This is a genomic window from Bradyrhizobium sp. 62 (assembly GCF_023073035.1).
Taxonomy (GTDB): Bacteria; Pseudomonadota; Alphaproteobacteria; order Rhizobiales; family Xanthobacteraceae; genus Bradyrhizobium.
The window spans coordinates 172520-198559 of sequence record NZ_JADPIT010000002.1 but is presented as its reverse complement, the minus strand read 5'-3'; the positions used below and the strand labels follow the sequence as shown (position 1 = coordinate 198559).

Sequence of the window (26040 nt, the reverse complement as noted above, 5' to 3'; positions counted from 1 at the left end):
CGGCGGCAACCGACTTGGCGCCTTCGCGTACGATCGCCTGGGCCAGCACGGTGGCCGTGGTGGTGCCGTCGCCGGCCGCGTCAGCGGACTTGGAGGCGACTTCGCGCACCATTTGCGCGCCCATGTTCTCGAACTTGTCGTCGAGCTCGATCTCCTTGGCGACGGTGACGCCGTCCTTGGTGATGCGGGGAGCGCCGAACGACTTGTCGAGGACGACGTTGCGGCCCTTGGGGCCGAGAGTGACCTTCACCGCGTTGGCGAGGATGTCGACGCCGCGAAGCATCTTGTCGCGTGCATCGACGCCGAATTTGACTTCTTTAGCTGCCATCTGAATTTTTCCTTGAGAGGTTTAGCTGGGGGAGAGAGGGGCTCTTAGGCCGCCTTCTTCTTGGAAGCGGGGACGTCGAGGACGCCCATGATGTCGCTTTCCTTCATGATCAGCAGATCGACGTTGTCGATCTTGACCTCAGTGCCGGACCACTTGCCGAACAGCACGCGGTCGCCGACCTTCAGGTCGATCGGGATCAGCTTGCCTGCTTCGTCGCGGCCACCCGGGCCCACGGCGACGATCTCGCCCTGCGAGGGCTTTTCCTTGGCCGTGTCGGGAATGATGATGCCGCCAGCGGTCTTCTCTTCTGCGTCGATGCGCTTGACCACGACGCGGTCGTGAAGCGGACGGAATTTCATGCAGTTCTCCTAAGCTTTTGCACAAGTTGGGAATTTTGGGTTGTTAGCAGTCTACGCCCGCGAGTGCTAGCACAGGCACAGCTGAGATAAGGCAGGATTTTGGCGGGAGCAAGGGCTTGTAGCAGAAAAATAGCACTCGGAAGCGCCGCCTGCCAAAATCTCTTTCCATCGTTAATCGCGCTCCGCGCCCGTATTAGCACGGAGCCGCATCTGCTGCTAACGCATTGAATTTCAACAGCTTGTTAAACTTTTGGGCTTGAGATGGATTGTCAGTTTGCGTCACATTTCACTCATGTGAGCGCATCTCCACCGGGTGGCTCGTAGGGCGTACCGGAAAGCCACCCCTTGAATATGCGCTCCTGCAAAGGAGGTTGGCATGGTCTCGCGAGTTGGGGTTGTTTCCGACGACTTCCGGAAACAGGTGCTGGGTTACGGGCTGACGACAGCCGAAATTCTCTACCGGATGCCGGATCATCGCTCGCTGCTCCAGACCTATGTCTGGCAGAACTACGACATGTTTCCGAAATTTCCCGCGCTGACGGATTTCCTGGCGTTCTGGCAGAAGAAGCTCGACGGTCCGCTATTCTCGGTCACGGTCGCGCATTCCAAGCTGATCAAGCCGGCCGAGTTGCGCGCGGTCGACGGCGTATTCCGGCTGCATTGAAGGCGAGCGTGGTGCTGTAGGTGGGTTACGCTGACGCTAACCCGTCCTACGATTTCGCATTCCGTGCTAACCTCTCCCCTGTAACAACAGGGGAGACCGCCATGGCCAAGAAAGCAAAATCGCGTAGCGCATCGCAGGCGGCGGTGAAGAAGCGAAGCGGGGCCAAACCCACCGCACGATCGACGGCCCGCAAGGCGGTGAAGGCGAAAGCCCCCACGACAACGGCAAAGCCATCCATCAAGAAACCGGCGCGGCCCAAGCAGCGCATCGCGATCAGCCATCACCGTGAGGAAGACTTCAAGGCCGACGGTCTGCGCACCTACGCGAAGTATCGCGATCTCGGCATCGCCGCTGCGAGTCACGGGCTGGCGCAAGCGCACGTGATCCGGCTGCAAGGCCCCTGCAACCCGGACGAGGTGTCGAAGCTGCACTTCCACGACGTCGAATTCCAGATGGTCTACGTGCTCAAGGGCTGGGTAAAGACCTATATGGACGGAGAGGGCGAGACGCTGATGAAAGAAGGCAGCGCCTGGACCCAGCCGCCGAAGATCAAGCACATGATCCTGGACTATTCGGACGACGTCGAACTGCTGGAGGTGATCCTGCCGGCCGAGTTCAGGACGGTGGAGTTGAAGGCGTAGGTGAAGCGGAGATCAGCCGCCGTCGTTGCAATAGCGTTTCCACATCGCGCGATAGGCATCGTCAACCGCTTGCGCGTATGAGACGGGATTGCCGGCGGCCGCAGCCCTGATCTGTCCGGGCAGTTCGCGGCGCAACTTATCGAGGTCGCCGATCTGCGCCCCACGGCTCGCTGCGATCTCGACATAGGCCTCATCGCTTTCCGCGACCCAGTCCGGCAGGCCCAGCGCGGCGAGGATGGAGCCGGCAGCACGGCTCGGCAGACTGTGACCGAGCTTCGCCACTACCGGCACGCCCATCTGCAAGGCTTCCCACGTGCTGACGCCGCCATTCTGCGGGAATGGGTCGAGGCCAATATCGACGCGATTGAACGCTGCCAGATGTTCGTCTCGCGACGTGGCTCCGAGCAGGTCGACGCGTTCGGACGGCAACCGGCAAGCTGCAAACCGCGCCAGCAGATTGTCGCGGACCAGCTGAGCGTCCAGCGCAGTATCCTTGACCAGCAGTCGCGAACCCGGCACCCGCGCGAGAATCCTGGACCAGACGTCCACCGCCTCGTTCGAAATCTTGCTGATGCGGTTAAAGACACCGAATGTGATGAAGCCGTTCGCAATCGCCGGCGTCGGCGCCCGCGCAATCCCGGCCGGCAGTGGCGCCAGCGTCACAAAGCACGGCAAGTCAACGATGGTCTCCGCAAACAGATGCCGAACCGCGGCAGGAATCGCGACCGGGTCCGAGAATAGATAATCGATCGTTGGCAGCCCGGTGCCGGTGCCGTGGCCCCAGCCATGCACTTGAACTGGTGCCGGCTTGCGCGCAAACACACTGAGGCGGTTTCCGCTGGTATGGCCGGACAGATCGATCAGGATATCGACACCATCGGCGCGGATCTGGGCGGCGAGGCGATCGTCGGACCATTGCGAGGCGTCGCGCCAGCGATCGGCGATCCCCTGAAATTCGCGGGTCGTCGCATCCGTTTTCGATGAACAAGCGTAGCACACGATCTCGAACTGTGCCCGATCATGGTGCTGCAGGACCGGCTTGAAAATGAACGCCGCCGAATGTGCGTGAAAATCCGACGAGACATAACCCAGCACCAGACGGCGATCCGGATCGCGGCTGTTGTCATGTGGTCCCGCCGCTGCTGAGGCGATCTTCGCACCGACCTGCTCCCACCATACACGTCGCGCTTGCTGATGCTGCGCAACGCTGGCGTCGGCCATAAAGTCGAGGGTGAATATCTTGCTGGAGATCGTGCTCTGATCAGGTTCAATGTCGAGAGCTCTGTCGAAACTGGCGAGGGCTTCGTCGACCCGGCCAAGTGCCGCGAGACATTGGCCGAGCAGGCTGTGGGCCTGAGAGAAGCCGGGATCGATCGCGAGAGCCTTCTCGCAATCGGACAATGCTTCGGCAACTTGCCGGGTCAGGAGCAAAATGCTGGCCCGCCAGAGCCATCCATTCGCGTCGTCAGGTGCCAGGGCGATTGCTCGATTGCAATCCGCCATGGCTTCGTCGAATCGCTGAAGCTCCCGCAATGCAACGGCACGGCTCGACAGCGCCGAGGCATAGTTAGGCTTGATCGATAGCGCGCGGTTTAAGCTTGCGACAGCCTCGTCATAGGCGCGCAGACGGCAGAGCGCCCAACCCCGGCCGTTATGGGCTTCGGAAAGTTTTCCGTCGATTGCGAGCGCCTTGTCGTAGCTCTCGAGCGCTTCCTGGTAAAGTTCAAGGGCCGCGCTCGCGTTACCGAGATTGGACAGGGCCAAGGCGTAGTTGGGGCGGAGGGCGAGGGCCTTTCGATAGCTCTCGCGGGCCTCATTGTGACGTTTTAGCCCGTTGAGCGCGACACCCAGGCTCATATGAGCTTCGGCAGATCGCGGATCCACGGCCACCGCTCGGCTCAGCAGAATTTGCGCTTGCTGATAGTTTTTGGCTTCAGCCTCCAAAGCGCCCAGCAAATGAAGCGCGATGAATTGGTTGGGTGCGAGCTCCAGGAGTTCGCGATAGGCCGTCTTTGCCTCGCGCAGAAGTCCCGCTTTGTGCAGCTGGAGGGCGCGCGCGAGCAACGGCCCTACGTCGGCTTTTTGCCGTTTCTGAAGCCGGGAATTTTGAAATGCACGCTGGCCGACGCTGTCGCTCATGAATCAATTCCACCCGAATCTCCTGAAGAGATTAACATGGAAGGATTGTCGCGATTGCGCTGCGCTCCATCGGAGCTACGAGGGCGCCAGCCTCGCACAAGCCTCGCTGCGGATCGACCCGCTACCGCTCGAGATAGCCCAATTCCGTGCTCATGACCTTGCGAGCATATTCGCTGAAGGCATCGATCAACCGGGCGCGAGCGGCATAAGGTGGATAGAGCAGTGCGATCGTAACGGGGACGGCCGGGTTGAACGGGCGCGTGGTCAGAGCCGCGCCAGAGCTTTCGTCATGCGCGGCAATCGGGTTGATAATGCTGATGCCAAGGCCCGCCGCGACCAGGGCGCAGACCGATGCGCCCAGATCGGTCTCCGCAACAATGCGGCGCGTGACGCCCGCCTGCGCGAAGATCGTATCGATGCGATCGTAGAGTGGACTCCCCGTGGCGAAGGAAATGAAGGCCTCGTCGGCGAAATCGGCAGGGCGCAGCGTCTTCTTCTGTGCAAGACGATGCGTCTTCGGCATGATCGCGACGCAACGCGTCTTGAGCACCGGCTCGACATGCACCCCCGCAACCTCGCCGTAGAGCATTGCCAATCCGGTGTCGCAAAGCCCGGAACTGACCCAGTCGTGCACGGCGCTCGCCGTGCCGGATCGGATCGAGATCATCACATGCGGATAGTCCGCCTTGAAGCGTGCCGCGATGCGTGTCAGCAGGCCGCCGGCCAGGCGCGGCATCGCCGCAACACTTAACCGACCCATACCGAACGAGCGGATGCTGGCTGCGCTGGCCTCCAGTCCCGCCAGGCCGATGAAAGTCTTCTCGACCTCCTGGAAAAAGCGCGATCCGTCCACCGTCGGGCGGAGGCGGCCGCCACTGCGGTCGAACAGCGGGAATTGTGTGATCGCTTCCAGCTGTCCGATCAGGCGGCTGATCTGGGGCTGCGAGGTATGCATGCGCTGAGCCGCCTGCGTCATCGATCCCGTCACGAAGACCGCCCGAAAAGCCTCCACATGCTTCAGGCCCATGCGTCTGGTGGCCATATCAAATCCGTATAGGAGAGTATGAAACTGGAATTTCATCAGATCGGGCTTTTGGACGATAGTCCAGAGCACGGAGCTGTTTGCACGGAGCTGTCCTGGGTTTGCTCACCCACCGTGGACGGCGTCACCGGCATTTGCGACAAGAGGGGATATATGAAAGCGACGATGATCAAGGCACTGGCCGCGGCGACCGTCGCTGGTGTTTTTCTTTCCAGCGAGGCCATGGCCCAGGGCGCGGGCAGGCTGGACAAGATCCGTGAGAGCGGCTCGATCACATTGGGGTACCCCGAGACCTCGGTGCCCTTCGCCTATCTCGACGGCAACCAGAAGCCGATCGGTTACACCGTGGAAATCTGTGAACAGGTGGTGCAGGCGATCAAGACGGCCCTCAAGCTTCCCAAGCTCGAGGTTCGCTACAACCCGATAACCTCGGCGACACGTATTCAGCTGCTCGCCAACGGCACGATCGATCTCGAATGCGGCAACACGACCAATAATGTCGAGCGGCATAAACTCGTTGCCTTTGCTCCCACCACCTTCGTTGCGCAGGTCGTCCTCGTCGCGCGCAAGGATGGCGGGGTCGATGTCAACGACCCGGCTTCGTTTCGCGGCAAGGCCATCGCCGCCCAAGCCGGCGGCCAGACTTTCAAGGTGATTACGCTGATCAACGCCAAGAACAATCTCAGCATCACTGTGGTGCCGGCCAAGGACACCGCCGAGACCTTCTTGTTGGTGTCGACGGGCCGTGTGGCCGGCACCGCCAACGATGACGGTCTCGCCTATGCCACGGTCGCCTCGTCCAGAACGCCGGATGACTTCCTGATCGGTAGCAAGAGCCTCGAGACGGCGCCCTATGGTATCGTCCAACCCAAGGATGATCCTGCTTTCAAGAAGATGGTCGACGATGCCGTGATCGACCTGATGAAGAGCGGGCAGATTGCGGCGCTCTACGACAAATATTTCAATTCACCGATTCCACCGCATGGCCTCAACCTGAAATTCCCGATGAGCGCCGCCCTCAAGCGGGCGCTGGCCAACCCGACCGATTCCGGCGATCCGGCAGTCTACGAATGACGCGACAAGCGCTCTAGAGGTCTCGCAATGGCACATCAACACGACACGAGTCCGGCAGGCGCCGCGTTGCCCCCCATCGACCTGCGCAGCGATACCGTCACCAAGCCGACCGAGGCGATGTATGCCCGCATGGCCTCGGCGCCGCTCGGCGATGACGGGCTGGACGGTGACCCCACGGTGCAGGAGCTGGAGGCCGTCGCGGCTGCGACGTTGGGCAAGGATGCCGGCCTGTTTGTGCCGAGCTGCACCATGGCCAATCTGCTGGCGACGCTGGCGCAGTCGCAGCGCAGCGAACAGATCGTGCTGGAATCGAATGCCCATATGTACACCTCGGAACGAGGGGCGGCGACGTTTACGGGGCAGTTCTACCTCGCCATTGCCGGCACCGCCGGCGCAATGGATCTGAATTTGCTGGAGGACGCCCTGCAGGGCGAGGGGCTCAAGCTCGGGACCGCTCTTGTCGCAATGGAAACCTCGCACAACAACGCGAGCGGCGCCGTATTGCCGCTGGATCATATGCAGGCCGTGCACGCCATGGCCTTAGCCCGTGGTGTCCCGGTGCATCTCGACGGCGCGCGGCTGTTCAACGCCGCCGTCGCCCTTGAAACGGCGCCGGCCGAAATTGCCAGACATTGCGACACGGTTTCTCTGTGTTTGTCGAAGGGCCTGAGCGCACCCGCCGGTGCCGTGCTCGCCGGGCCACGCGCAGTGATCGACAGCAGCCGCAGGTTTCGCCGCATGCTGGGAGGCACGCAGCGTCAGATCGGCGTCCTGGCCGCGGCCGGCCTGGAGGCGGTTCAGGTCATGGGGACGCGTCTGGCGCAGGATCACCGGCGTGCGCGAGCCCTGAGTGATGCGTTGAATGGGATGCATCCAAAGATCAGCGCGACAATCCCACAGACGAATATCGTGCAGGTCGATGTCTCTCTCTCCGGGCGCGACAGCGCCGCGTGGTCGGGAGCTCTCGAAAGGGCGGGCCTGAAGGCGAGGCCCTGGGGTAAGCATCGCTTGCGCTGCGTGACCCATCGCCATATCGATGATGCCGATGTTGATCGCGCGGTCATGGCATTTCGCACCGTGGCCGCGGCTTTGGTTTAGAGCATCCGTGAGCGTGAACGAACCGAACGCGGTTTCTCAACCTTCGCGAAGCCAGGCTCATGTTTCATGTTTATAGATTCCAAGGCTTAGGCGCTCGACTCTCTTCTACGTCATTGCGAGGAGCTCTTGCGACGAAGCAATCCAGACTGTTTCCAAAGATGCATTGCAATCCAGAATCCGTGCCGCGGAAATAGCTGGATTGCTTCGCTGCGCTCGCAATGACGAGCGGAAAGAGCCTAGGCCAGCACCCCCACCACTGCTCCCATCAGACACGTCGTCAGCGTTCCCGACACGATCGACTTCAGCCCCAGCGCGTTGATTTCCTCGCGCCGTTCCGGCGCCATCACGCCGAGACCGCCGATCATGATGCCGAGGCTGGCGAAATTGGCGAAGCCGCACATGGCATACAGCATGATCAGGCGCGAGCGGGGATCGAGCGTGCCGGGCGGCAGCTTCGAGAAGTCGACATAGGCGATCAGCTCGTTCAGCACGGTTTTCGTGCCCATCAGGCTGCCGGCGGTGATCGCCTGGTCCCACGGCAATCCCATCAGCCAGCACACCGGCGCCATCACGAGGCCGAGCAGGCGCTGCAACGAGATCGCAGCGCCGCCGATATCAGGCAGCAGGCCGAGGATCGCATTGACGAGGTAGACCAGCGCCACCAGCACCAGCAGCATTGCGACGATGTTGATCAGCAGCTCGATCCCCGCGCCGGTCCCTTTCACGATCGCGTCCATCGTGCCGGAGACTTCCGTCTCGGGATCTTCCAGTGCGCCGCCGGTGCGCTTGTCGGATGTCTCCGGCACCATGATTAGGCTGACCAGGATCGCGGCCGGCGCGCCCAGCACCGACGCGATGACGAAATGCGCGGCTGCGTCGGGAATGAGGGGAGCAAGCAGCGTCGCATACAGCACCAGCACCGTGCCGGCGATGCCGGCCATGCCGCCGGTCATCACCAGGAACAACTCGCTGCGGGTCATCTGCGCAAGATAAGGCCGCACGAACAGCGGCGCCTCGACCATGCCGAGAAAGATGTTGGCGGCGGTCGAGAGCCCGACCGCGCCGCCGACGCCGAGCGTCCGCTCCAGCAGCCAGGCCATGCCGCGCACGACCGGCGGCAGCATGCGCCAATAGAACAAGAGCGTCGTCAGCACGCTCATGACCAGCACGATCGGCAGCGCCTGGAATGCCAGGACGAAATCGGCACCCGGTGCTTTCAGATCGAAGGGCAGGGGACCGCCGCCGACATAGCCGAACACGAAAGAGGAGCCGGCGCGCGAGGCCGCCGAGATCGCGCCCACGGCGTCGTTGATAGCACCGAAGGCGCGCGCGACGACAGGCACCTTCAGGAGAACGATCGCGGTGACGAAGGTGGCGACGAGGCCGATCGCCGCCTGGCGCAGCGAGGCCGCGCGGCGGTTCTCGCTCAGGACCAAGGCGATCAACAGCAATGCGAAAACGCCGAGTGCCGATTGCAGCCGCAGCATGATGTCCCCAAACCCCGATGATTATGGCCACCCCTGCGTTGCAAACGCAATGCCGGGAGATTGTCGGAGCGTCCCGCTGTTGACAAGCAGGTCCGCGTCAGCCACGCGGAGCACGTCGACATCAGGAGCCGCGGATAGTCCGAGGGTGACCGAACAGGCGATGCCAGACCAGCCAATATCGGGAAACCCGCCGGTCAGTGCCCGCGCGCTCCTCTCCCATCGCGCCTTCCTGTTCTTTCTGCTCTCGCGCAGCCTGTCGCGTTTCTCCAGCCAGATTGCGGCGGTCGCGATCGGCTGGCAGATCTACGATCTCACCGGCTCGGCCTTCGACCTCGGCATGGTCGGCCTCGTGCAATTCCTGCCCACGGCGCTGTTGGTGTTCGTCGCCGGCCATGCCGCCGACCGCTACGAGCGCAAGCGCGTGGTCCAGCTCTGCCAGCTCGTGGAAGCCGCGACCGCGCTCTATCTCGGCGTCATCACCTATCTCGGCCTGGTCAGCGAAGTTCAGATTTTCGTGGCGACCTTCGTGCTCGGCATTGCCGGGGCCTTCGAAAGTCCGACCACTGCTGCGCTGCTGCCGGCGATCGCGCCGCAGGGCTCGCTCCAGCGCGCCACCGCCGTCTCCAGCGGAGCGGCGCAGGTCGCGACCATTACAGGGCCGGCGCTCGGCGGTTTTGCCTACGCGGTCGCGCCGCATCTCGCCTACGCGGTGATGGTGCTGTTCTGGATCTTCGGGATGATCCTGACCGGCTTCATCCGGCCGCGCCCGCAGGCGATCGCCAAGGACATGGCGGGCGCCGACAATATCTTCGCCGGCGTCCGCTTCATCCGCAGCAATCCGGCGATCCTCGGCACCATCTCGCTCGATCTGTTCGCGGTGCTGTTCGGCGGCGTCACCGCACTTCTGCCGATCTATGCCCGCGACATCCTCCAGACCGGTCCGATGGGGCTCGGGATCCTGCGCGCCGCGCCGGCGGTCGGCGCGCTGGCGATGACCATGGTGCTGGCCCGTCACGCGATTTCGCGGCACGTGGGCCTGCGCATGTTCCAGGCCGTGATCGTGTTCGGCGTCGCAACCATCGTGTTCGCTTTGTCGTCCTGGATGTGGCTGTCGGTGCTCGCGCTTGCCGTTCTCGGCGCGGCCGACACAATCAGCGTCGTGATCCGCTTCTCTCTGGTGCAGCTCGCGACCCCCGACGAGATGCGCGGCAGGGTCGGCGCGGTGAACTTCCTCTTCATCAACGCCTCCAACCAGCTCGGCCAGTTCGAGAGCGGGGTCGCCGCCGCATTGTTTGGCGCCATGCCGGCAGCCGTGCTGGGCGGCGTCTGCACGGTCGCGGTGGCGCTGTTGTGGATGAAGCTGTTTCCGAGCCTGCGGCAGGTGGAAAGCTTGGAGTAGGAGCTCGCTCGTTCTCTCCCCGTCATTGCGACGCAATTTTGCGCTGGTGCGACGAAGCAATCCAGAATCTTGCCACAGTGGTAGGCAATCCAGAATCCGTGCCGCGGAAATAGCTGGATTGCTTCGCTGCGCTCGCAATGACGATTGTTGAAGCAGTGCGGAGATTTAGCCGACTTCACGTCCGCTTGCGGAGCGAGGCCGCAACCCCATGCCGCCTACTGTGCATGGGGTTGTTTTCGCGTTTTTTATTCAGCCCCGTCCCACGAACGGCATCTTGGTTGCCATGACGGTCATGGTCAGCACGTTGGCATCGAGCGGCAGGCCGGCCATGTAGGCGACGGCGTCGCCCACCGCTTTCGCGTCCATGCGCGGCTCCTGCTTCGACGTGCCGTCGGGCTGCAGCACGCCGGGACCGTTGACCATGCGGTCGGTCATGGGCGTTGCTGCATTGCCGATGTCGACCTGGCCGACCGCGATGTCGTACATGCGGCCGTCGAGGTTGGAGGCCTTGGTGAGGCCGGTGATGGCGTGCTTGGTCGAGGTATAGGCCGCCGAGAACGGCCGCGGCGCATGCGCCGAGATCGAGCCGTTGTTGATGATGCGGCCGCCGCGGGGGGTCTGGTCCTTCATGATGCGGAAGGCGTGCTGGGTGCACAGGAATGGGCCGGTGAGGTTGGTGTTCACCACCGCCTGCCACTGCTCGAGGCTGAGATCCTCGAAGTTCACCGGCGGCGCGCCCATGCCGGCATTGTTGAAGAGCACGTCGAGCCGGCCGTAGGTGGCCTTGACCTTGTCAAACAGCGCGGCAATCGAGTCCGGCTTGGTCATGTCGGCGGTGACGCAGAGGCTTTTCCCCGCGGGGCCGAGCTTGGCCGTCTCCTCGAGCATGTCGGGCCGGCGCCCGACCAGCACCACGGTGAAGCCTGTGTTCATCAGCGCCAGCGACGCAGCGCGCCCGACTCCGGTGCCGGCGCCCGTCACCACTGCGATCTTTTTCGCTTCACTCATCGTTTCCTGCCTTTTCTCTTGAGCTGTCAGGTTTTGGATTCTTTTTCGTTCTTGTAGGGCGGCCGCGGAATGTTCTGATGCGCGGCGCGCAAGGCCGCCGACCAGCGCGAGCGCAAATCGTGGAAATAGGGTTCGCCCGCCTCGATGCGGTGATTGAGATCGGCCTCGCAGGCGTCGGCGCGCACCACCAGCACGTCGATCGGCAGGCCGACGCCGAGATTCGAGCGCATGGTCGAATCCATCGAGATCAGCCCGGTCTTCAGCGCCTCGTAGAGTTCGACGTCGTAATGCATGGCGCGGTCGAGCACCGGCTTGCCGTATTTGTGCTCGCCGATCTGCAAATAGGGCGTGTCGGTGGTGCATTCGATGAAATTGCCGGCGGTGTAGACCATGAACAGGCGCATGCGCGCGCCGTTGATCTGGCCGCCGAACAGGAAGGACACGTCGAACGACACGTCCTCTGATTTGAGCGCCGGGCCTTCGGTCGCGTGCACGGCCCGGATCGCCCGGCCGATGCGCTGGGCGGCCTGGAACATGGTCGGCGCGTTCATCAGCGTCTCGATCTCACCCGTGTTGGGGTCTTCGAGGCCCTCGGTCAGCGTCGAGAGCACCGATTGGCTGATCGCGAGGTTGCCGGCGCTGGCGATCGCCATGATGCGGTCGCCGGGCTTGGAGAAGATGTGAAGCTTGCGGAAGGTCGAGACGTTGTCGAGGCCGGCATTGGTGCGGGTGTCGGCGATCATCACCAGACCGTCCCGAACCAGAATTCCGCAACAATAGGTCATTTCCAGTCCCCGAACGCGTTTGCGCGGAATTACTAGCCAATTTCAAGGGCCGCTCCAACCCCCGATTGCCGAGGGGCGGCAGGGTGGAGCTGTGCGCGGGCGAGGGGCTTGCTTGGCGCGGTTCAGCTCTGCCGCTGGGACTGCGATTGCGACTGGCCGCCGCGGCCGGCCTGCTCGACCTTGACCGTCACCGACAGCGTCTCCGCGCCGCCGCCATAGCGGGTGCCGCGCACGGGGGCTGCGCCGAGATAATCGAGCCCGATCGCGACGCGGACATGGGCGTCGGTGGCGCAGATGCTGTTGGCGGGATCGAAGCCGACCCAGCCGAGACCGTCGACATAGGCCTCCGCCCAGGCATGGCCCGCGTCCTGATGCACCGTGCCGTCGGAGCGCAGGAAATGGCCGGAGACGAAGCGCGCCGGCACGCCGCCGCTGCGGGCGCAGGCGATGAAGATGTGCGCGTAGTCCTGGCAGACGCCGCGCTTGAGCGTGAACGCTTCCGCCGCCGACGTGCCGCTGTTGGTCGGGTCCTCGTCGAACGTCATGTGATCGCTGATTTGCGTCATCAGCGTGTGCAGGAAGCCGAGCGTGTCGCTCTCGGCCTCGCTGCGCAGCTGGCGCGCGACCGCATGCATCGCCGGATTGACCGTGGTGAGGTCGGTGGCGCGCAAGAACATGCCGGCCGGAAAGCGCTCATCGGCGCCGCGGAGAACGCCGCCGGTGTCGTGGGTCTCGATCAGGCCCTCGGCGGTGATCTTGATGTCGCCGACGGGTCCGCAGGACAGGACATGGGTGACGTTGCCGAACGCATCCTCGTGGGTGTCGAGCTTGGTGTCGGTCGACACGTCGATCTGCCACTCCGCCACATATTGCCCGTCATGGCTGCCGGGCGTCATGCGCAGGATCTGGATCACGCTCGTGGCCTGCGGCTCGTAGCGATAGGTCGTGGTGTGCAGGATTCGCAGGCGCATGGTGGACCGTTGTTGTCGCGTCATCGATCCGGGCTAGCCCTGCGGGCGTCCCCGGAATGACAGCAGTATCAGATCAAATACTGCTTCGTGATGATTTCGCCCAGTCTGGAATTGTCCGAGATGAATTCCTGAATGAATTCATGCACGCCATGCTGGAAAATGTCGTTCATATTGCTGTGTTCCAGCCGGTTGCGGATGCCGCGGGCATGGCGCTGGGCCGGGCCCTGGCGGCCATAGGCGACCCCGATCTGATCGAGATTGCGCACCAGATTGCCGTAGCAGCTTGCGAGCGAACGCGGCAGCGAATCGTTGAGGATGAGCAAATCCGCGATCAGCCAGGGTTTCAGTGTTTCGCGATAGACCCAGTGATAGGCCGTCAGTGCCGAAACCGAGCGCAGGATCGAGGTCCACTGGTAGAAATCGAGCGGGCCGCCGACATGCTCCTCCTCGGGCAGCAGCACATGGTATTTCACGTCGAGAATGCGCGCGGTGTTGTCGGCGCGTTCGAGATGCAGGCCCATCCGCGAGAACCAGTACGCGTCGTTGCGCAACATGGTCCGGTAGGCCGAGCCGTCGAAGCGCAGCGAGGTTTCCTGCACGAAGCGCAGGAACTTTGCGAGATCCTCGCGCGTGGAGGTCCCTCTGCTCCAGACCTCCTGCAATTCGATCCAGGCCGAGTTGATGGTGTCCCACATCTCGCTGGTCAGCGCTGTGCGCACCGAGCGCGAATTCAGCCGCGCCGCCTCGATGCAATTCCTGATCGACGACGGATTGTCCGCCGAGAACGAGAGATAATCGACGACGTTATGCTCGTTGGCTTCTTCGTACTGCTGATAGAAGCTTGCGGCGACGCCGGCAGTCAAAAGCGCCGAGTCCCATTCGTTGGTCTTGCCGATATAGGCGGCGGGAAGCGCGGTGACGCGCAGCGTCGCATCGATGGTGCGCGCGAGATACTCGGCCCGTTCGACGTAACGGGCGAGCCAATAGAGGTTTTCGGCGGTACGCGACAGCATCTCTCTACTCGTCCAGGATCCAGGTATCTTTGGTACCGCCGCCTTGGCTCGAATTCACCACCAGGGAGCCTTCCTTCAGGGCAACGCGTGTCAACCCGCCGGGCACGATCGTGGTGCTCTTGCTGCCGGTGAGCACGAACGGCCGCAGGTCGACGTGGCGCGGCGCAAGGCCGGATGCCGTGCAGGTCGGGCAGGTCGAGAGCGCTAGCGTCGGCTGCGCAATGAAGCCTTCGGGCTCGCGCTTGAGCTTTTCGCGGAAGGCTTCGATCGTCGCCTTGGTCGCGGCAGGACCAATCAGCATGCCGTAGCCGCCGGAGCCGTGCACCTCCTTCACGACGAGTTCGCTCAGATGGTCCAGCACATAGGCGAGGTCCTTCGGCTCGCGGCAGCGCCAGGTCTGCACGTTTTTCAGAATCGGCTCCTCGCCGAGATAGAATTTTACGATGTCCGGCATGTAGGAGTAGATCGCCTTGTCGTCGGCGATGCCGGTGCCGACGGCGTTGGCGAGCGTGATGTTGCCGGCCGCATAGGCCGACATCAGCCCGGGCACCCCGAGCGCGGAGTCCGGCCGGAAGGTGAGGGGATCGAGGTAGTCGTCGTCGACGCGGCGGTAGATCACGTCGACCCGTTTCACGCCCTCGGTCGTCCGCATGAACACTTCGTTGTTCTTGACGATGAGGTCGCGGCCCTCGACCAGCTCGATACCGAGCTTGTCAGCGAGGAAGGAGTGCTCGTAATAGGCCGAGTTGTAGACGCCCGGCGTCAGCAGCGCGACGGTCGGCTCGCCGGAGGCGCTTTGCGGCGCCACCGAGCGCAAGGCGGATAGCAGCTCGTCCGGATAGCGTTCGACCGGCGCCACCCTGTGGCGGGCGAACAGGTCCGGAAACAGCCGCATCATGATCTCGCGGTTTTCCAGCATGTAGGACACGCCCGAGGGCGTGCGTGCATTGTCCTCCAGCACGATGAAGTCCTCGGCATCGACCCGGACGATGTCGATGCCGGCGATGTGCACGTAGACGTCGTGCGGCACCTGCTGACCGTTCATCTCCGGGCGGAAGACCGGGTTCTGAAAGATGAGGTCGTCGGGCACGATCTCTGCGCGGAGGATGTCGCGGCCGTGATAGATGTCGCGCAGGAACATGTTGAGCGCGCGCACGCGCTGCTTCAGGCCCTTCTCCAGCAGCGACCATTCCTTGCCGGACATGATCCGCGGGATCACGTCGAAGGGGATCAGGCGCTCCGTCGACTCGGAGTCCCCATAGACCGCGAAGGTAATGCCGATGCGGCGGAACAGGAGCTCGGCCTCCTGGCGGCGATATTCGAGCGCCTCGGGAGGCGTCTCCTTGAGCCAGCGCGCCAGCTCCTGATAGGCAGGGCGAAGGTCCCCACCGGGAATGTTCATTTCATCAAACGCGACTGCCATAGATCCCGACTTGTCTCCGCAAGGCGTTGCGCCATTCGACAGGCCGCGAGGCCTTGGTGAAGACCGCAACGTCCTGGCCATGCGGCAAGAGTGCATGACTTTCATGCGGTAGCAAGGGCCGGGCCAGCGCGATAAGCATGGGGAGAGGACATTTGCCGGGGATGGCCGGCGGCTTGCCTGAAAAAATGGCTGAGGACTGCTTATTTCGGCAGCAAAAGCGCGTGACTTCAACGCGTTACCTCGGCAAAGTCGGGCCGACAGGTGAGGGACTTGAGGTATGAGCGAGATCGTCACGGCGGGTATTCTGGTTATTGGGGACGAAATCCTGTCCGGCCGGACCAAGGACAAGAACATCGGCTTCATCGCCGAATACCTGACCAATATCGGCATCGACCTGAAGGAGGTCCGGGTCGTCTCCGACGACGAGCCCGACATCATTGCCGCGTTGGATGCACTGCGGCATCGCTACACCTATGTCTTCACCACCGGCGGCATCGGGCCGACCCATGACGACATCACCGCTGATAGTGTCGCCAAGGCGTTCGGCGTCGGGATCGACCATCATCCGGAGGTGGTCGCCCGTTTCCGCGAGCGCTGGAGCGAGCAGGACCTCAACGAGGCCCGCCTGCGCATGGCCCGCATTCCCGATGGTGCCGAGCTGATCCAGAGCGCCACCATCCTCGCCCCCGGGTTCAAGATCGGCAATGTCATCGTGATGGCGGGCGTGCCCTCGATCATGCAGGCGATGATGGACATCGTCTCGCCCAAGCTGAAATCGGGCGTGCGCATGCTCTCCGAATCGGTGCGCGCCAATGCGCGGGAAGGTGACATCGGCAGCCCGCTGCGGGCGATTGCCGCCCAACATCCCGACACCATCATCGGCAGCTATCCCTTCATGGATGAAGAGCAGAAGCCGAACACCAATCTGGTGGTGCGCTCGCGCGATGCGGACAAGCTCGCAGCCGCAATGGCGGCGGTGAAGGAAATGCTGGCGGGATTGAACATCACCCGCTAGCAACCTAGCTGCCGGCAGACGAAGCAGGAGACGACGATGGCTGGTGAAGCACCGGAATTAAGTGCGGAGGAACGGGCGGGCCGCCCCTTTCCGGTCTCGTGGGACCAGTTCCACCGAGATTGCCGGGCACTGACCTGGCGGCTCAATGAGGTTGGTCCGTTTCATGCGGTGATCGCGATCACCCGCGGCGGCCTTGTGCCGGCCGCTATCGTGGCGCGCGAGCTTGGCGTGCGCGTGATCGATACGGTCTGCATCGCCAGCTACGACCACGACAAGCAGGGCGACCTCAAAGTGCTGAAGGGCATTTCCGAAGACGTGATGAAGCTCGGCGGCGGCACCGGCAAGGGGCTTTTGATCGTCGACGACCTCGTGGATACCGGCAAGACCGGCAAGCTGGTGCGCGCGATGCTCCCCGACGCGCATTTCGCCACCGTCTACGCCAAGCCGAAGGGACGTCCCCTGGTCGATACCTTCATCACGGAAGTCTCGCAGGACACCTGGATCTTCTTCCCCTGGGACACCGCGCTGTCCTATCACCCGCCGCTTCGCGACGGAGCGGCGTGATTATCGTCGCATTGCGAGCGAAGCGAAGCAATCCAGGCCATTGCGAGCGCAGCGAAGCAATCCAGAAATGTGTCCGCGGAAACAGTCTGGATTGCTTCGTCGCTTCGCTCCTCGCAATGACGGGCGGAGGCGACCATGCCCCTGCAAAACCGCGTCACGCCGACCGGCGAGATTATCGCGACACCGCACCGCGGCCTGTTCACCGGTAACCGCGGCATCATCCATGATCCCGCGACCAAGACGCTATTGAAAAAGCGCTGGTCGTCGCCGGCCTGGATCGTTTGCCTGTGTGAATTCCGCGGCTGGCGGCGGCCGGTGATGGCGCGACGGAGCTGGACCGAGCTGTTCTTTCTTGACGAAGCCACGGCCTTTGCCGCAGGCCACCGTCCCTGCTTCTTCTGCCGCCGCGATGATGCCAAGCGCTTTCGCGTTGCATGGGAGACGGGCAACAGTGCAAGCGGCATCAGCGCCAAGGCGATGGATGCCGTACTGCATCGGGAACGGCTCGATCGCGGCAAGAAACGGCTGCATGCGCTGCCGAGGCCGCTCGTGGAATTGCCGGACGGCGCGATGGTCCAACAGGGCGATGATTGCTTCCTCGTCGCGCAGGGCAGGCCGCTGCTGTGGTCATCCGCGGGTTACGCCCCGCATACGAGCGCCCTCCGTGATCCAATGTTGCTGACGCCGCCTTCCACCTTGCGCGCGATCATCGCTGGATATCAACCTGTGCTGCATCCGACCGCACGCCACTAGCGCAGCGGCTTACCGTTTTCATCGACTGTCGTGCTCCACCATCGCCTCGCAATTGAGAAGCACGGAACGATCCTCACCGCACGCCGGCAGCGCGATCGCCGCAAGCGTCGCAATAACGAAAGCGGATCGGTCACAGCCTTAACCCAGCTTCTCGCGTGCCAGCGCGGCACCGGCCCCGAGCGCCATCAGCTTGGCTTCGGCGATCTCGCGCCGCATCGGCGCCATGCCGCAGTTGGTGGTGGCGATGATGTTGCTCTTGGGCACGAATTTCGACACTGCGTCGATCACCTGCACGACATCCTCGGCGGTCTCGACCGTGTCGCTGGCGACGTCGATCACGCCGGCCTGCACGATCTTGGACTTGAGCAGCGCGAGCAGGTCGAGCGGTACCTTCGAGTTGCGGCACTCGATCGCGACCTGCTGGATCGGGCTGGCGTCGATCGCGGGAAAGATCTGCTCGTACTGCCGCCATTGCGCGCCGAGCGTTTCCTTCCAGTCGGTGTTGGCCTTGATGCCGTAGCCGTAGCAGATGTGCACGGCGGTGGCGCAGGTCAGGCCCTGCGCGGCGCGCTCCAGCGCCTTGATGCCCCAGTCGTTGACCTCGTCCATGTAGACGTTGAACGCGGGCTCGTCGAACTGCACGAGATCGACGCCGTCGGCCTGCAGCGCCTTGGCTTCCTCGTTCAGGAGTTCGGCGAACGCAAAGGCCATCTTGACGCGGTCGCCATAGTAGCGATCGGCAATGGTGTCGATGATGGTCATCGGGCCGGGCAGGGTGAATTTCAGCTTCTTCCTCGTGTGCGCGCGGGCGACGCGCGCCTCGTCGGCGTGGACGCGGCTCTTCAGCCGGAGCGGGGCGACGACCTGCGGTACCATCGCCTTGTAGCGATCCTTGCGGATTCCCATCTCGACCTTGTGGGCGAAATCGATGCCCTCGATCTTCTCCAGGAAACCGTGGACAAAATGCTGCCGGGCCTGCTCGCCCTCGGTGACGATGTCGATGCCGGCATCCTCCTGCACTTTGACGGCAAGCATCGTCGCATCGCGCTTGGCGCGGACAAGCTCCTCGCCCTGCGACTTCCAGGGCGCCCAGAGCATGTTGGGCTCGGCGAGCCATTCCGGCTTCGGCAAGGAGCCGGCGATCGTGGTTGGAAACAGCATGGCGGCCCTCACGGCGGGTTATGATTGCGCCCCTTCCTGCCATGTCTTAACGTCGAGGTACAGAACAACAAAAGTCGCCTTGAAACCGGCGGCGCCGGACCGGAAACGCCATGATCGAATTCTTCTTCGACTGTTCCAGCCCCTGGACCTATCTCGCCTTCCACAACATCCAGCCGCTGGCCAGGGAGGTTGGCGCGGAGATCGTCTGGCGGCCGATCCTGGTGGGCGGCATCTTCAATACGGTCAACCCAAGTGTCTATGCGCAGCGTGAGACACCGGTGCCGTTGAAGGCGCGCTACATGAAAAAGGACCTTGCCGACTGGTCGCGCTCGGCCGGTCTCGCGATCAAGATGCCGCCGACGGTATTTCCGGTGAACAGCGTGAAAGCGATGCGCGGCTGCATCTGGCTCGGACAGGACTCGGTGCCTTTCGCCACGGCGGTGTTCGAGACCTATTGGGGCGAGGACAAGGACATTTCGCAGGACGCGGTGCTCGCCGAGATCTGCAGGAAGGTGGGCGTCGACGAGCAGAAATTCTTCGCGGGCATTTCGGGGCAGGGGATCAAGGATCAGCTCAAGGCCAACACCGAAGAAGTCGTCGCTCGCGGCGGCTTTGGCTCGCCGACGATCTTCGTCGGCAAGACCGACATGTATTTCGGCAATGACCGCCTGCCGTTGATCCGCGAGGCGCTGCTGCGCGGCAAGGCGAGCGCGGCCTGATGGTGCGGGCTGTCGTCTGCTGCGCGCTCGGCGCGCCCGAAAAATTGCAGCTTGAAGAGTTTCCGTCGCGCGACCTGAAGCCGGACGAAGTGCGCGTCGCGATCCGTGCTGCCGGCCTGAATTTTCCCGACGTGCTGATGGCGGCCGGCGAATACCAGCTCAAGCCGGAGCTGCCGTTCACGCCGGGCGTGGAGGCAGCCGGCGACGTCACCGAGGTTGGCGCAGAGGCGAGCGGCGTCGCCGTCGGCGACAAGGTCATCGTCAAGATGCGGCACGGCGCTTTCACGGATGAAGCCGTGGTGACACCGTCGCAGCTCACACCGATGCCATCGACGTTCGACTATGCGGAAGCCGCGACCTATCTCGCCGGGCACGGCACCGCCTATCACGCGCTGATAGACCGCGGCCGGCTCGAGCCGGGCGAGGTGCTGCTGGTGCATGGCGCCGGCGGGGGCGTGGGCCTTGCGGCCGTCGAGATCGGCAAGATGCTTGGTGCGACCGTGATCGCGACGGCGTCCAGCGACGAAAAGCTCGCGATCGCCAAGGCGCGGGGCGCCGATCATCTCGTGCGCTACGACCGCGAACCGTTTCGTGATGCCGTCAAACGTATCACCGACGGTCGCGGTGCCGACGTCGTGTTCGATCCCGTTGGCGGCGAAGTGTTCGAGAATTCGATGCGTTGCATCGCCTGGGGCGCACGGCTGCTGGTGATCGGCTTCACCGGCGGCATCGGCTCGGCGAAAACCAATCTCCTGCTGATCAAGGGTGCCAGCGTGCTCGGCGTGCGAGCGGGCGAAGCGGTACGGAAAAATCCCGCGCTCGGCGAGAGCAGGCTGAAGGCCTTGCTCCAATGGGCCGAAGAGGGCAAGCTCCGGCCTAACGTCTCGCACCGCCTGCCGCTGCAGGAGGTTGCGAAGGCGATGCGGCTGTTGCTCGACCGCAAGGCGATCGGGCGCGTGGCGTTGTTGATGGAGTGACGGTGTCGTAGGGTAGGCAAAGGCGCGTGAGCGCCGTGCCCACCATTTATCGGCAGCCGTGACAAGAATGGTGGGCGCGCTTCGCTTTGCCCACCCTACGATGCCTTACTTGTACTCCCGCTCCGTCCACCACGGGAAATAATCCGGCATGTCGCTCGACACCTTGTTCTTGAACTGAGCCGGGCGCTTCTCCAGGAACGACACCACGCCTTCCTTCACATCGTCCGAGCGGCCGCGGGCGTAGATGCCACGGCTATCGACCTTGTGGGCCTCCATCGGATCGTCGGCGCCCATCATGCGCCACATCATCTGGCGGATCAGTGCCACCGACACCGGTGCCGTTTTCGCCGCGAATTCCTTGGCGAGCGCGCGGGCGGTCGGCAGCAGATCATCGGGGGCTACGACCTTGCTGACGAGGCGTCCGGCGAGGGCTTCCTGCGCCGGGAAGACGCGGCCCGAATAGCACCATTCCAGCGCCTGCGAGATGCCGACGATGCGCGGCAGGAACCAGCTCGAGGCGGCCTCCGGCACGATGCCGCGCTGGGAGAACACGAAGCCGAAGCGCGCGGCGTCGGAGGCGATACGGATGTCCATCGCGAGCTGCATGGTGACGCCGATGCCGACCGCGGGACCGTTCACCGCGGCAATCACAGGCTTGAGGCATTTGAAGATGCGCAATGTCACCTGGCCGCCACCGTCGCGCACCTGGGAATCGCTGTAGTCGACCTTGCCATCGGCAAAGCGCTTCACTGGCCCGCGCCGGGCGTCGCGATCGAACGTATCCGCGCCCGACGAAAGGTCTGCGCCCGCGCAAAAACCGCGACCGGCGCCTGTGACGATGATGGCGCGGACGTCGTCGTCCTTGTCGGCTGCGTCGAACGCGTCGATCAGCTCTCCTTGCATCTGCGCGTTGAAGGCGTTGAGCTTGTCGGGCCGGTTCAGCGTGATGGTGAGGATCTGCTCGGCGACATCGTATTTGATCGTCTCATACGCCATGGTGGTTTCCTTCCCTGTCCTGAATTCTGTCTCTAAGAGACGTCATGCATGAACGCCAGCGTCCGTCTTGTGCGGACTGGGCGTTTGTTGGCCAGGCTCTACTTCGCCGGCGGGCTCGGCCAGGGCTTCTGCGCCCCGCGCAGGCTCTCGAACGCCTTGGCCATGCCAAGCACGCCGATATCGTCGAAGCGGCGGCCGACGATCTGCACGCCGATGGGAAAACCCTTGGCGTCGAAGCCGCCGTTGATGGAGATCGCCGGATTCTCCGACATATTCCACGGGACGGTATAGGCGATGTGCTCGAACGGCTTCATGGGATCGTTGGCCGGCGAGGCCCACTCCGCCGGATAGTTCACGTTCGGCGCGGTCGGCGAGATCACATAGTCGAGCTCGCAGAACAGCTTTGATGCCGCCGCGCGGATTGCCATGGTCTGGTTGAAACCACGGATGACGTCGACGCCCGAGAGCTTCGCGCCGGACTCGCCCCACTTGAAAATGTAGGGCAGCACCTTTGCCTGTTCGGCGGGCGTCAGCTTCGACAGATCATCCCACATCCGTGCGCGCCAGAAGTTGTCGAGGCCGTCGAGCATCTCGCGCGTGAGGATGCCGTCGACTTCGGTGACGACGGCCCCTGCGGATTCGAACGCTTTCGCCGCCTTCACAGCGACCTCGCGCACCGGTTTCTCCAGCGCCAGGCCAACGCCGGGATCGAGCATCAATCCGATGCGGAGTTTGCGCGGGGATTTCTCCAGCCCCTTCCAGTTGAGGGGCTCCGCGGGCAGGCTCGTGCCGTCGCGCCGGTCGGGTTTCGCGATCGCGCTCATCATCAGCGCGCAATCGTCGACGGTGCGGGTCATGGGACCGGCGACGCGGCCGACATAGGCGGGATCGATCGGCACGCGTCCAAAGCTCGGCTTCAGTCCGACGAGGCCACACCAGCCCGCAGGCAGGCGGACCGAGCCGCCGATATCAGTCCCGAGATGCAGCGGGCCATAGCCGGCCGCGGCCGCGGCGCCCGCGCCGGCGCTGGAGCCGCCTGGATTTTTGGAGAGGTCCCAGGGATTACGCGCCAGCGCGTGGAAAGAGGACAGCCCCGAGGACAGCATGCCGTAGTCGGGCATGGTGGTCTTGGCGAAGATGATCGCACCGGCTTCGCGCAGGCGCGCCGCGGGTGGTGCGTCCTTCTCGGCCGGCACGAGCTTGACGCTGGCCGCGCCCAGCGGCACCGGCACGCCTTTGGTCGCGATGTTGTCCTTCACCGTCACCGGCACGCCGTCGAGCGCTCCGGAGGGCTCGCCCCCGGACCAGCGTGCGGTCGAGGCCTTCGCGGCCTCGCGCGCGCCGTCGGGATCGAATGCATAAAGCGCGTTGAGGTGCGGCTCCCACGCGGCGACGTGCGCGAGCACGTCTTCCAGCACCTCGCTTGGCGAGAACTGCTTGGCGCGATAGCCCGCGATCAGATCGACCGCGGAGAGATCGTGCAGCGAGGTGACTTCCTCTTCGACACCCTTTTTATGCATGGGCACCCACCGGCATCCGGGTCTCGATGATCCGGGCGAACATGCTGGCACCGATCGGCAGGATCTTGTCGTCGAGCACGAAGCCGGGATTGTGCACGGGCACCGAGCCGTCGTGGCCGACCCAGAAATAGGCGCCGGGAATGGTTTGCAGCATGTCGGCGAAATCCTCGCTGCCCATCTTCGGCTGGGCGCGGGTGATCACGTTGGCGGGGTCGACGATGGTGCGCGCGACGTCTTCGACCACCTTGGACTGCTCGACCTGGTTGACCAGCACATCGAACGTGTCGCGGATGTCGACGTCGATCACGCACTGATAGGCGCTCGCGATGCCGGCGCAGATCGTGCGAATGCGTTCGCTGATCAGAGTGCGGATTTCTTTCGAGAAAGTGCGGATGGTGCCGCAAAGATGCGCCTCGCCGGGGATGACGTTGTACGCCGAACCGGCGTGAATCTGCGTGATCGAGACGACTGCGGCCTGCAGCGGCTCGACGTTGCGGCTGACGATGGTCTGGATCGCCTGCGCCAGCGTGGTCGCGATGATCACAGCGTCCTTGGAGCGTTCGGGCATTGCGCCGTGCGCGCCGTAGCCGGTGATGCGGAGGTCGAAGAAGTCGGCGCTCGCCATCGCAGGGCCGGGCAGGATCGCGATCTCGCCATGGTTGAGGTCGGGCGCGTTGTGCAGTCCGTAGAGCTCGTCGCACGGAAATTTCTCGAACAGCCCGTCCTTGATCATCGCGCGGGCGCCGCCGAGGCCTTCCTCTGCCGGCTGGAAGATCAGGTGCACTGTGCCGTCGAAGTTCTTGGTTTCGGCGAGGTAGCGTGCGGTGCCGAGCAGCATGGTGGTGTGGCCGTCATGGCCACAGCCGTGGAAGCGGCCCGGAATTTTGGAGCTCCATTTCAGATTGGTGTTCTCCTCCATCGGCAGCGCGTCCATGTCGGCGCGAAGCCCGATGCGCTTGCCGCTCGAACCCTTGCCCTTAATGACTCCGATCACGCCGGTGCCGCCGAGACCGCGATGCACCTCGATGCCCCAGCTCTTCAGCTTGTCGGCGACGATGCCGGAGGTGCGCACTTCCTCGAAGCCGATTTCCGGATGGGCGTGAAGGTCGCGCCTGATAGCGGTGAGTTCGTCGGCATAGCCGTCGATGCGGGCGATCGTGGGCATGTGTTCTGTCCAGTTAGCGTGAGGAGGGAGTGAAAACCGGGCCGTTTGGCTTGATGCGGATGCCAGGCCGCAGGCGCGTCCATGGCAGCGTGGCCGTGTCAGCCGGCATCGCGCCGGGGGCAGCGCAGATCATCAGCTTTTCTGCGATCGGCTCGAAATCGGCGCGAAAGTGCACCGAACTCTTGTTGACCAAAATCTTCTCTTCGGTCGGCTCGATGCCGACATAGCGGTACATTGCCTGATCGGCGAGCTGCGCCTTGTGCGAGGAGACGACGATTCGGACGTCGCCGATGCGAAGGCAGGCCGACGGGCCCATCTCCATCTCGCGGCCGCCATAGTAGGGACCGGGCGCGATGAAGCGGCCGTCGGAAAGTTTTTCGACGACGAAGGTCTCACGATAGGGCTCGTCGCCGGGAATGCCCGACTTGCCGCCGAGCGACAGCGTCACGGTGGCGCCGACGCCGGCTTCATGCGCGGCTTTCGCCGATGCCGGATCGTAGATCGCGCCCGTCGCAGCACTCGCCTTGTTGCGTACCAGCGCGCGTAGCATGCCGGTGGTGTCGGAATCGCCGCCGGCGCCGGGATTGTCCTGGGTGTCGGCGATGATGATCGGCTTGCTCGCGCCCTTCGCGAGTTCCATCGCGTGGCGCACGCCGTCATCGGGCGACCAGATCTTGCCGTCGAAATCGTCCTCGTGGCTTTCGACCAGCTTGACGATCGCATCGGCCGCGCGGTCGGCATCGGCTTGTGTCTTGCCATAGGCGAACACGCTCGGCCCGCAATCGCGGAAATCGGCGGCGGGGAAGCCGGGCGCGAAGGACAGCGTCGGAACCGCGTCGCTCTCCAGCGCGGCAAGCTTTTCGTAGATGCCCTTGGTCGGCTGGTCGTCGGTGCACTGCCAGCTGATCGGAATCAGGAACGGCAATTGCCGGAAGGCCTTTGCGAAACGCTGCTTTGTCTTCAGAAGCAATGCGAGGTGTCGCGCGGAGGCACGGCCGGTCTCGGCCATGTCGACATGGGGATAGGTGCGGTAGGCGATCAGCGCGCCCGCATGCTCCATCATTTCGGGCGTGACGTTGGCGTGCAGGTCGAGGCTCGCGACCAGCGGAATGTCCTTGCCGACGACGCGGCGCACGCGGGCCAGAATCTCGCCTTCGCCGTCGTCGAGATGTTCCGTGACCATCGCGCCGTGCAGATCGAGATAGACGGCGTCGATCGGGCCGGCGGCTGCGATGCCGTCGACCATCGTCTTGACGATACGCTCGAAGGCGTCCCTGGTGACATGCGCCGAGGGGCTGGCGCCGCAAGCGATGGTCGGGATGAGTTCCCAGCCGAGAGCCTCGGCGCTGTCGACGAAACCGGCGAGGCCGACATTGATGCGGCGCATCACCTTCAGCACATCAGGTCCTTGCGTCATCGCCGGCCAGCCGCCGCCGTGCTGGAAGTCCGCGAACGTCGCCTTCGTCGGAGCGAAGGTGTTGGTCTCGTGCAGGAAGCCGCCGACGGCGATACGTGTCATCAACTCAAGTCCAGCAATTGAAAGTGCGCGACGTTAGCCCTGTGCTTGCGGCGAGAGCAAGCCGGGAAGCAATCGCGCCATGCATGGCGTCAAGCCGTTTTGGGAATGCTTGTCGCAACCGCCGTCATTGCGAACGCGGCGAAGCAATCCAGGTTGTCCTCGCGGAACGCAGCAATCCAGACTGTCTCGGTGCGGAAGTGCAATCCAGAATCCGTGCCGC

At 63.6% G+C, this 26040-nt stretch carries 25 protein-coding genes; 10 read left to right on the top strand and 15 right to left on the bottom strand.

Annotated features, from left to right (window positions below; translation table 11 throughout):
* A partial coding sequence (locus IVB47_RS01005) for a TCP-1/cpn60 chaperonin family protein (protein ID WP_276576856.1) occupies positions 1–328 on the bottom strand: 328 nt, incomplete at its 3' end.
* Positions 329–372: 44 nt separating this feature from the next.
* Entirely contained in the window at positions 373–687 is a 315-nt protein-coding gene (locus tag IVB47_RS01000; RefSeq protein ID WP_027518760.1) for a co-chaperone GroES, read from the bottom strand.
* A gap of 376 nt (positions 688–1063) precedes the next feature.
* On the opposite strand from IVB47_RS01000, the gene IVB47_RS00995 reads away from it, so the two are divergent.
* Entirely contained in the window at positions 1064–1351 is a 288-nt protein-coding gene (locus IVB47_RS00995; RefSeq protein ID WP_007602477.1) for an usg protein, read from the top strand.
* A 101-nt stretch (positions 1352–1452) separates the two neighbouring features.
* A complete protein-coding gene (locus IVB47_RS00990; protein WP_247459387.1) occupies positions 1453–1992 on the top strand; it encodes a cupin domain-containing protein in 540 nt (179 codons plus the stop codon).
* A gap of 12 nt (positions 1993–2004) precedes the next feature.
* Here IVB47_RS00990 and IVB47_RS00985 read toward each other — a convergent pair whose 3' ends face one another.
* On the bottom strand, positions 2005–4131 hold the full coding sequence (locus IVB47_RS00985) for a tetratricopeptide repeat protein (protein WP_247459385.1): 2127 nt from the start codon (positions 4129–4131) through the stop codon (positions 2005–2007).
* A gap of 121 nt (positions 4132–4252) precedes the next feature.
* Complete coding sequence (locus tag IVB47_RS00980) at positions 4253–5173, bottom strand: LysR substrate-binding domain-containing protein (protein ID WP_081747843.1); 921 nt, start codon at positions 5171–5173, stop codon at positions 4253–4255.
* A 153-nt stretch (positions 5174–5326) separates the two neighbouring features.
* On the opposite strand from IVB47_RS00980, the gene IVB47_RS00975 reads away from it, so the two are divergent.
* Both IVB47_RS00975 and IVB47_RS00970 read left to right on the top strand, forming a co-directional pair.
* Complete coding sequence (locus tag IVB47_RS00975) at positions 5327–6247, top strand: amino acid ABC transporter substrate-binding protein (protein WP_247459384.1); 921 nt, start codon at positions 5327–5329, stop codon at positions 6245–6247.
* A 27-nt stretch (positions 6248–6274) separates the two neighbouring features.
* Positions 6275–7345, top strand: coding sequence for a GntG family PLP-dependent aldolase (locus IVB47_RS00970; RefSeq protein WP_247459382.1), 1071 nt, complete (start codon positions 6275–6277; stop codon positions 7343–7345).
* Between the two features lie 236 nt (positions 7346–7581).
* Here the strand turns inward: IVB47_RS00970 and IVB47_RS00965 are convergent, their stop codons facing one another.
* Entirely contained in the window at positions 7582–8832 is a 1251-nt protein-coding gene (locus IVB47_RS00965) for a nucleoside transporter C-terminal domain-containing protein (RefSeq protein WP_027567752.1), read from the bottom strand.
* Positions 8833–8992: 160 nt separating this feature from the next.
* On the opposite strand from IVB47_RS00965, the gene IVB47_RS00960 reads away from it, so the two are divergent.
* Complete coding sequence (locus IVB47_RS00960) at positions 8993–10231, top strand: MFS transporter (protein WP_247459380.1); 1239 nt, start codon at positions 8993–8995, stop codon at positions 10229–10231.
* Between the two features lie 249 nt (positions 10232–10480).
* Here IVB47_RS00960 and IVB47_RS00955 read toward each other — a convergent pair whose 3' ends face one another.
* The 5 genes from IVB47_RS00955 to IVB47_RS00935 form a co-directional block, all read right to left on the bottom strand.
* Positions 10481–11239: an SDR family oxidoreductase gene (locus IVB47_RS00955; RefSeq protein ID WP_027567754.1), complete on the bottom strand. Its 759-nt coding sequence runs from the start codon at positions 11237–11239 to the stop codon at positions 10481–10483.
* A gap of 26 nt (positions 11240–11265) precedes the next feature.
* A complete protein-coding gene (locus tag IVB47_RS00950; RefSeq protein WP_027567755.1) occupies positions 11266–12024 on the bottom strand; it encodes a proteasome-type protease in 759 nt (252 codons plus the stop codon).
* A 122-nt stretch (positions 12025–12146) separates the two neighbouring features.
* Positions 12147–12995 carry a transglutaminase family protein gene (locus tag IVB47_RS00945; protein ID WP_247362284.1) on the bottom strand — a complete coding sequence of 283 codons (849 nt, stop codon included), beginning with the start codon at positions 12993–12995 and terminating at the stop codon, positions 12147–12149.
* 68 nt (positions 12996–13063) lie between these two features.
* Positions 13064–14008 carry an alpha-E domain-containing protein gene (locus tag IVB47_RS00940; RefSeq protein WP_027567757.1) on the bottom strand — a complete coding sequence of 315 codons (945 nt, stop codon included), beginning with the start codon at positions 14006–14008 and terminating at the stop codon, positions 13064–13066.
* 4 nt (positions 14009–14012) lie between these two features.
* Positions 14013–15431, bottom strand: coding sequence for a circularly permuted type 2 ATP-grasp protein (locus tag IVB47_RS00935; protein ID WP_027518749.1), 1419 nt, complete (start codon positions 15429–15431; stop codon positions 14013–14015).
* Between the two features lie 277 nt (positions 15432–15708).
* On the opposite strand from IVB47_RS00935, the gene IVB47_RS00930 reads away from it, so the two are divergent.
* The 3 genes from IVB47_RS00930 (at position 15709) to IVB47_RS00920 (ending at position 17763) form a co-directional block, all read left to right on the top strand.
* Complete coding sequence (locus IVB47_RS00930) at positions 15709–16446, top strand: molybdopterin-binding protein (RefSeq protein ID WP_027567758.1); 738 nt, start codon at positions 15709–15711, stop codon at positions 16444–16446.
* Between the two features lie 36 nt (positions 16447–16482).
* Entirely contained in the window at positions 16483–17010 is a 528-nt protein-coding gene (gpt, locus tag IVB47_RS00925; protein ID WP_007602504.1) for a xanthine phosphoribosyltransferase, read from the top strand.
* Between the two features lie 135 nt (positions 17011–17145).
* Positions 17146–17763: a hypothetical protein gene (locus tag IVB47_RS00920; RefSeq protein WP_247459378.1), complete on the top strand. Its 618-nt coding sequence runs from the start codon at positions 17146–17148 to the stop codon at positions 17761–17763.
* A 138-nt stretch (positions 17764–17901) separates the two neighbouring features.
* Here IVB47_RS00920 and IVB47_RS00915 read toward each other — a convergent pair whose 3' ends face one another.
* Complete coding sequence (locus IVB47_RS00915; RefSeq protein ID WP_035961417.1) at positions 17902–18924, bottom strand: methionine synthase; 1023 nt, start codon at positions 18922–18924, stop codon at positions 17902–17904.
* Between the two features lie 110 nt (positions 18925–19034).
* Between IVB47_RS00915 and IVB47_RS00910 the strand changes: the two genes are divergently transcribed.
* The gene (locus IVB47_RS00910; protein WP_247362275.1) at positions 19035–19643 is read left to right on the top strand and encodes a 2-hydroxychromene-2-carboxylate isomerase; all 609 of its coding nucleotides are present in this window, start codon (positions 19035–19037) and stop codon (positions 19641–19643) included.
* Positions 19643–20620 carry an NADPH:quinone oxidoreductase family protein gene (locus IVB47_RS00905; protein WP_247459376.1) on the top strand — a complete coding sequence of 326 codons (978 nt, stop codon included), beginning with the start codon at positions 19643–19645 and terminating at the stop codon, positions 20618–20620. The genes IVB47_RS00910 and IVB47_RS00905 overlap by 1 nt, the downstream gene beginning before the upstream one ends.
* A gap of 105 nt (positions 20621–20725) precedes the next feature.
* On the opposite strand, the gene IVB47_RS00900 is transcribed toward IVB47_RS00905, so the two are convergent.
* From IVB47_RS00900 to IVB47_RS00885, 4 genes are all read right to left on the bottom strand, one after another.
* A complete protein-coding gene (locus IVB47_RS00900; RefSeq protein ID WP_027567763.1) occupies positions 20726–21616 on the bottom strand; it encodes a crotonase/enoyl-CoA hydratase family protein in 891 nt (296 codons plus the stop codon).
* Between the two features lie 98 nt (positions 21617–21714).
* Positions 21715–23136: an amidase gene (locus IVB47_RS00895; protein WP_247459374.1), complete on the bottom strand. Its 1422-nt coding sequence runs from the start codon at positions 23134–23136 to the stop codon at positions 21715–21717.
* Positions 23129–24301, bottom strand: a complete 1173-nt coding sequence (locus IVB47_RS00890; RefSeq protein WP_247459372.1) for a M20 aminoacylase family protein — start codon at positions 24299–24301, stop codon at positions 23129–23131. Before IVB47_RS00890 ends, IVB47_RS00895 begins: the two co-directional genes overlap by 8 nt.
* 13 nt (positions 24302–24314) lie before the next feature.
* The gene (locus tag IVB47_RS00885) at positions 24315–25820 is read right to left on the bottom strand and encodes a M81 family metallopeptidase (protein ID WP_247459370.1); all 1506 of its coding nucleotides are present in this window, start codon (positions 25818–25820) and stop codon (positions 24315–24317) included.
* Positions 25821–26040: the final 220 nt, after the last annotated feature.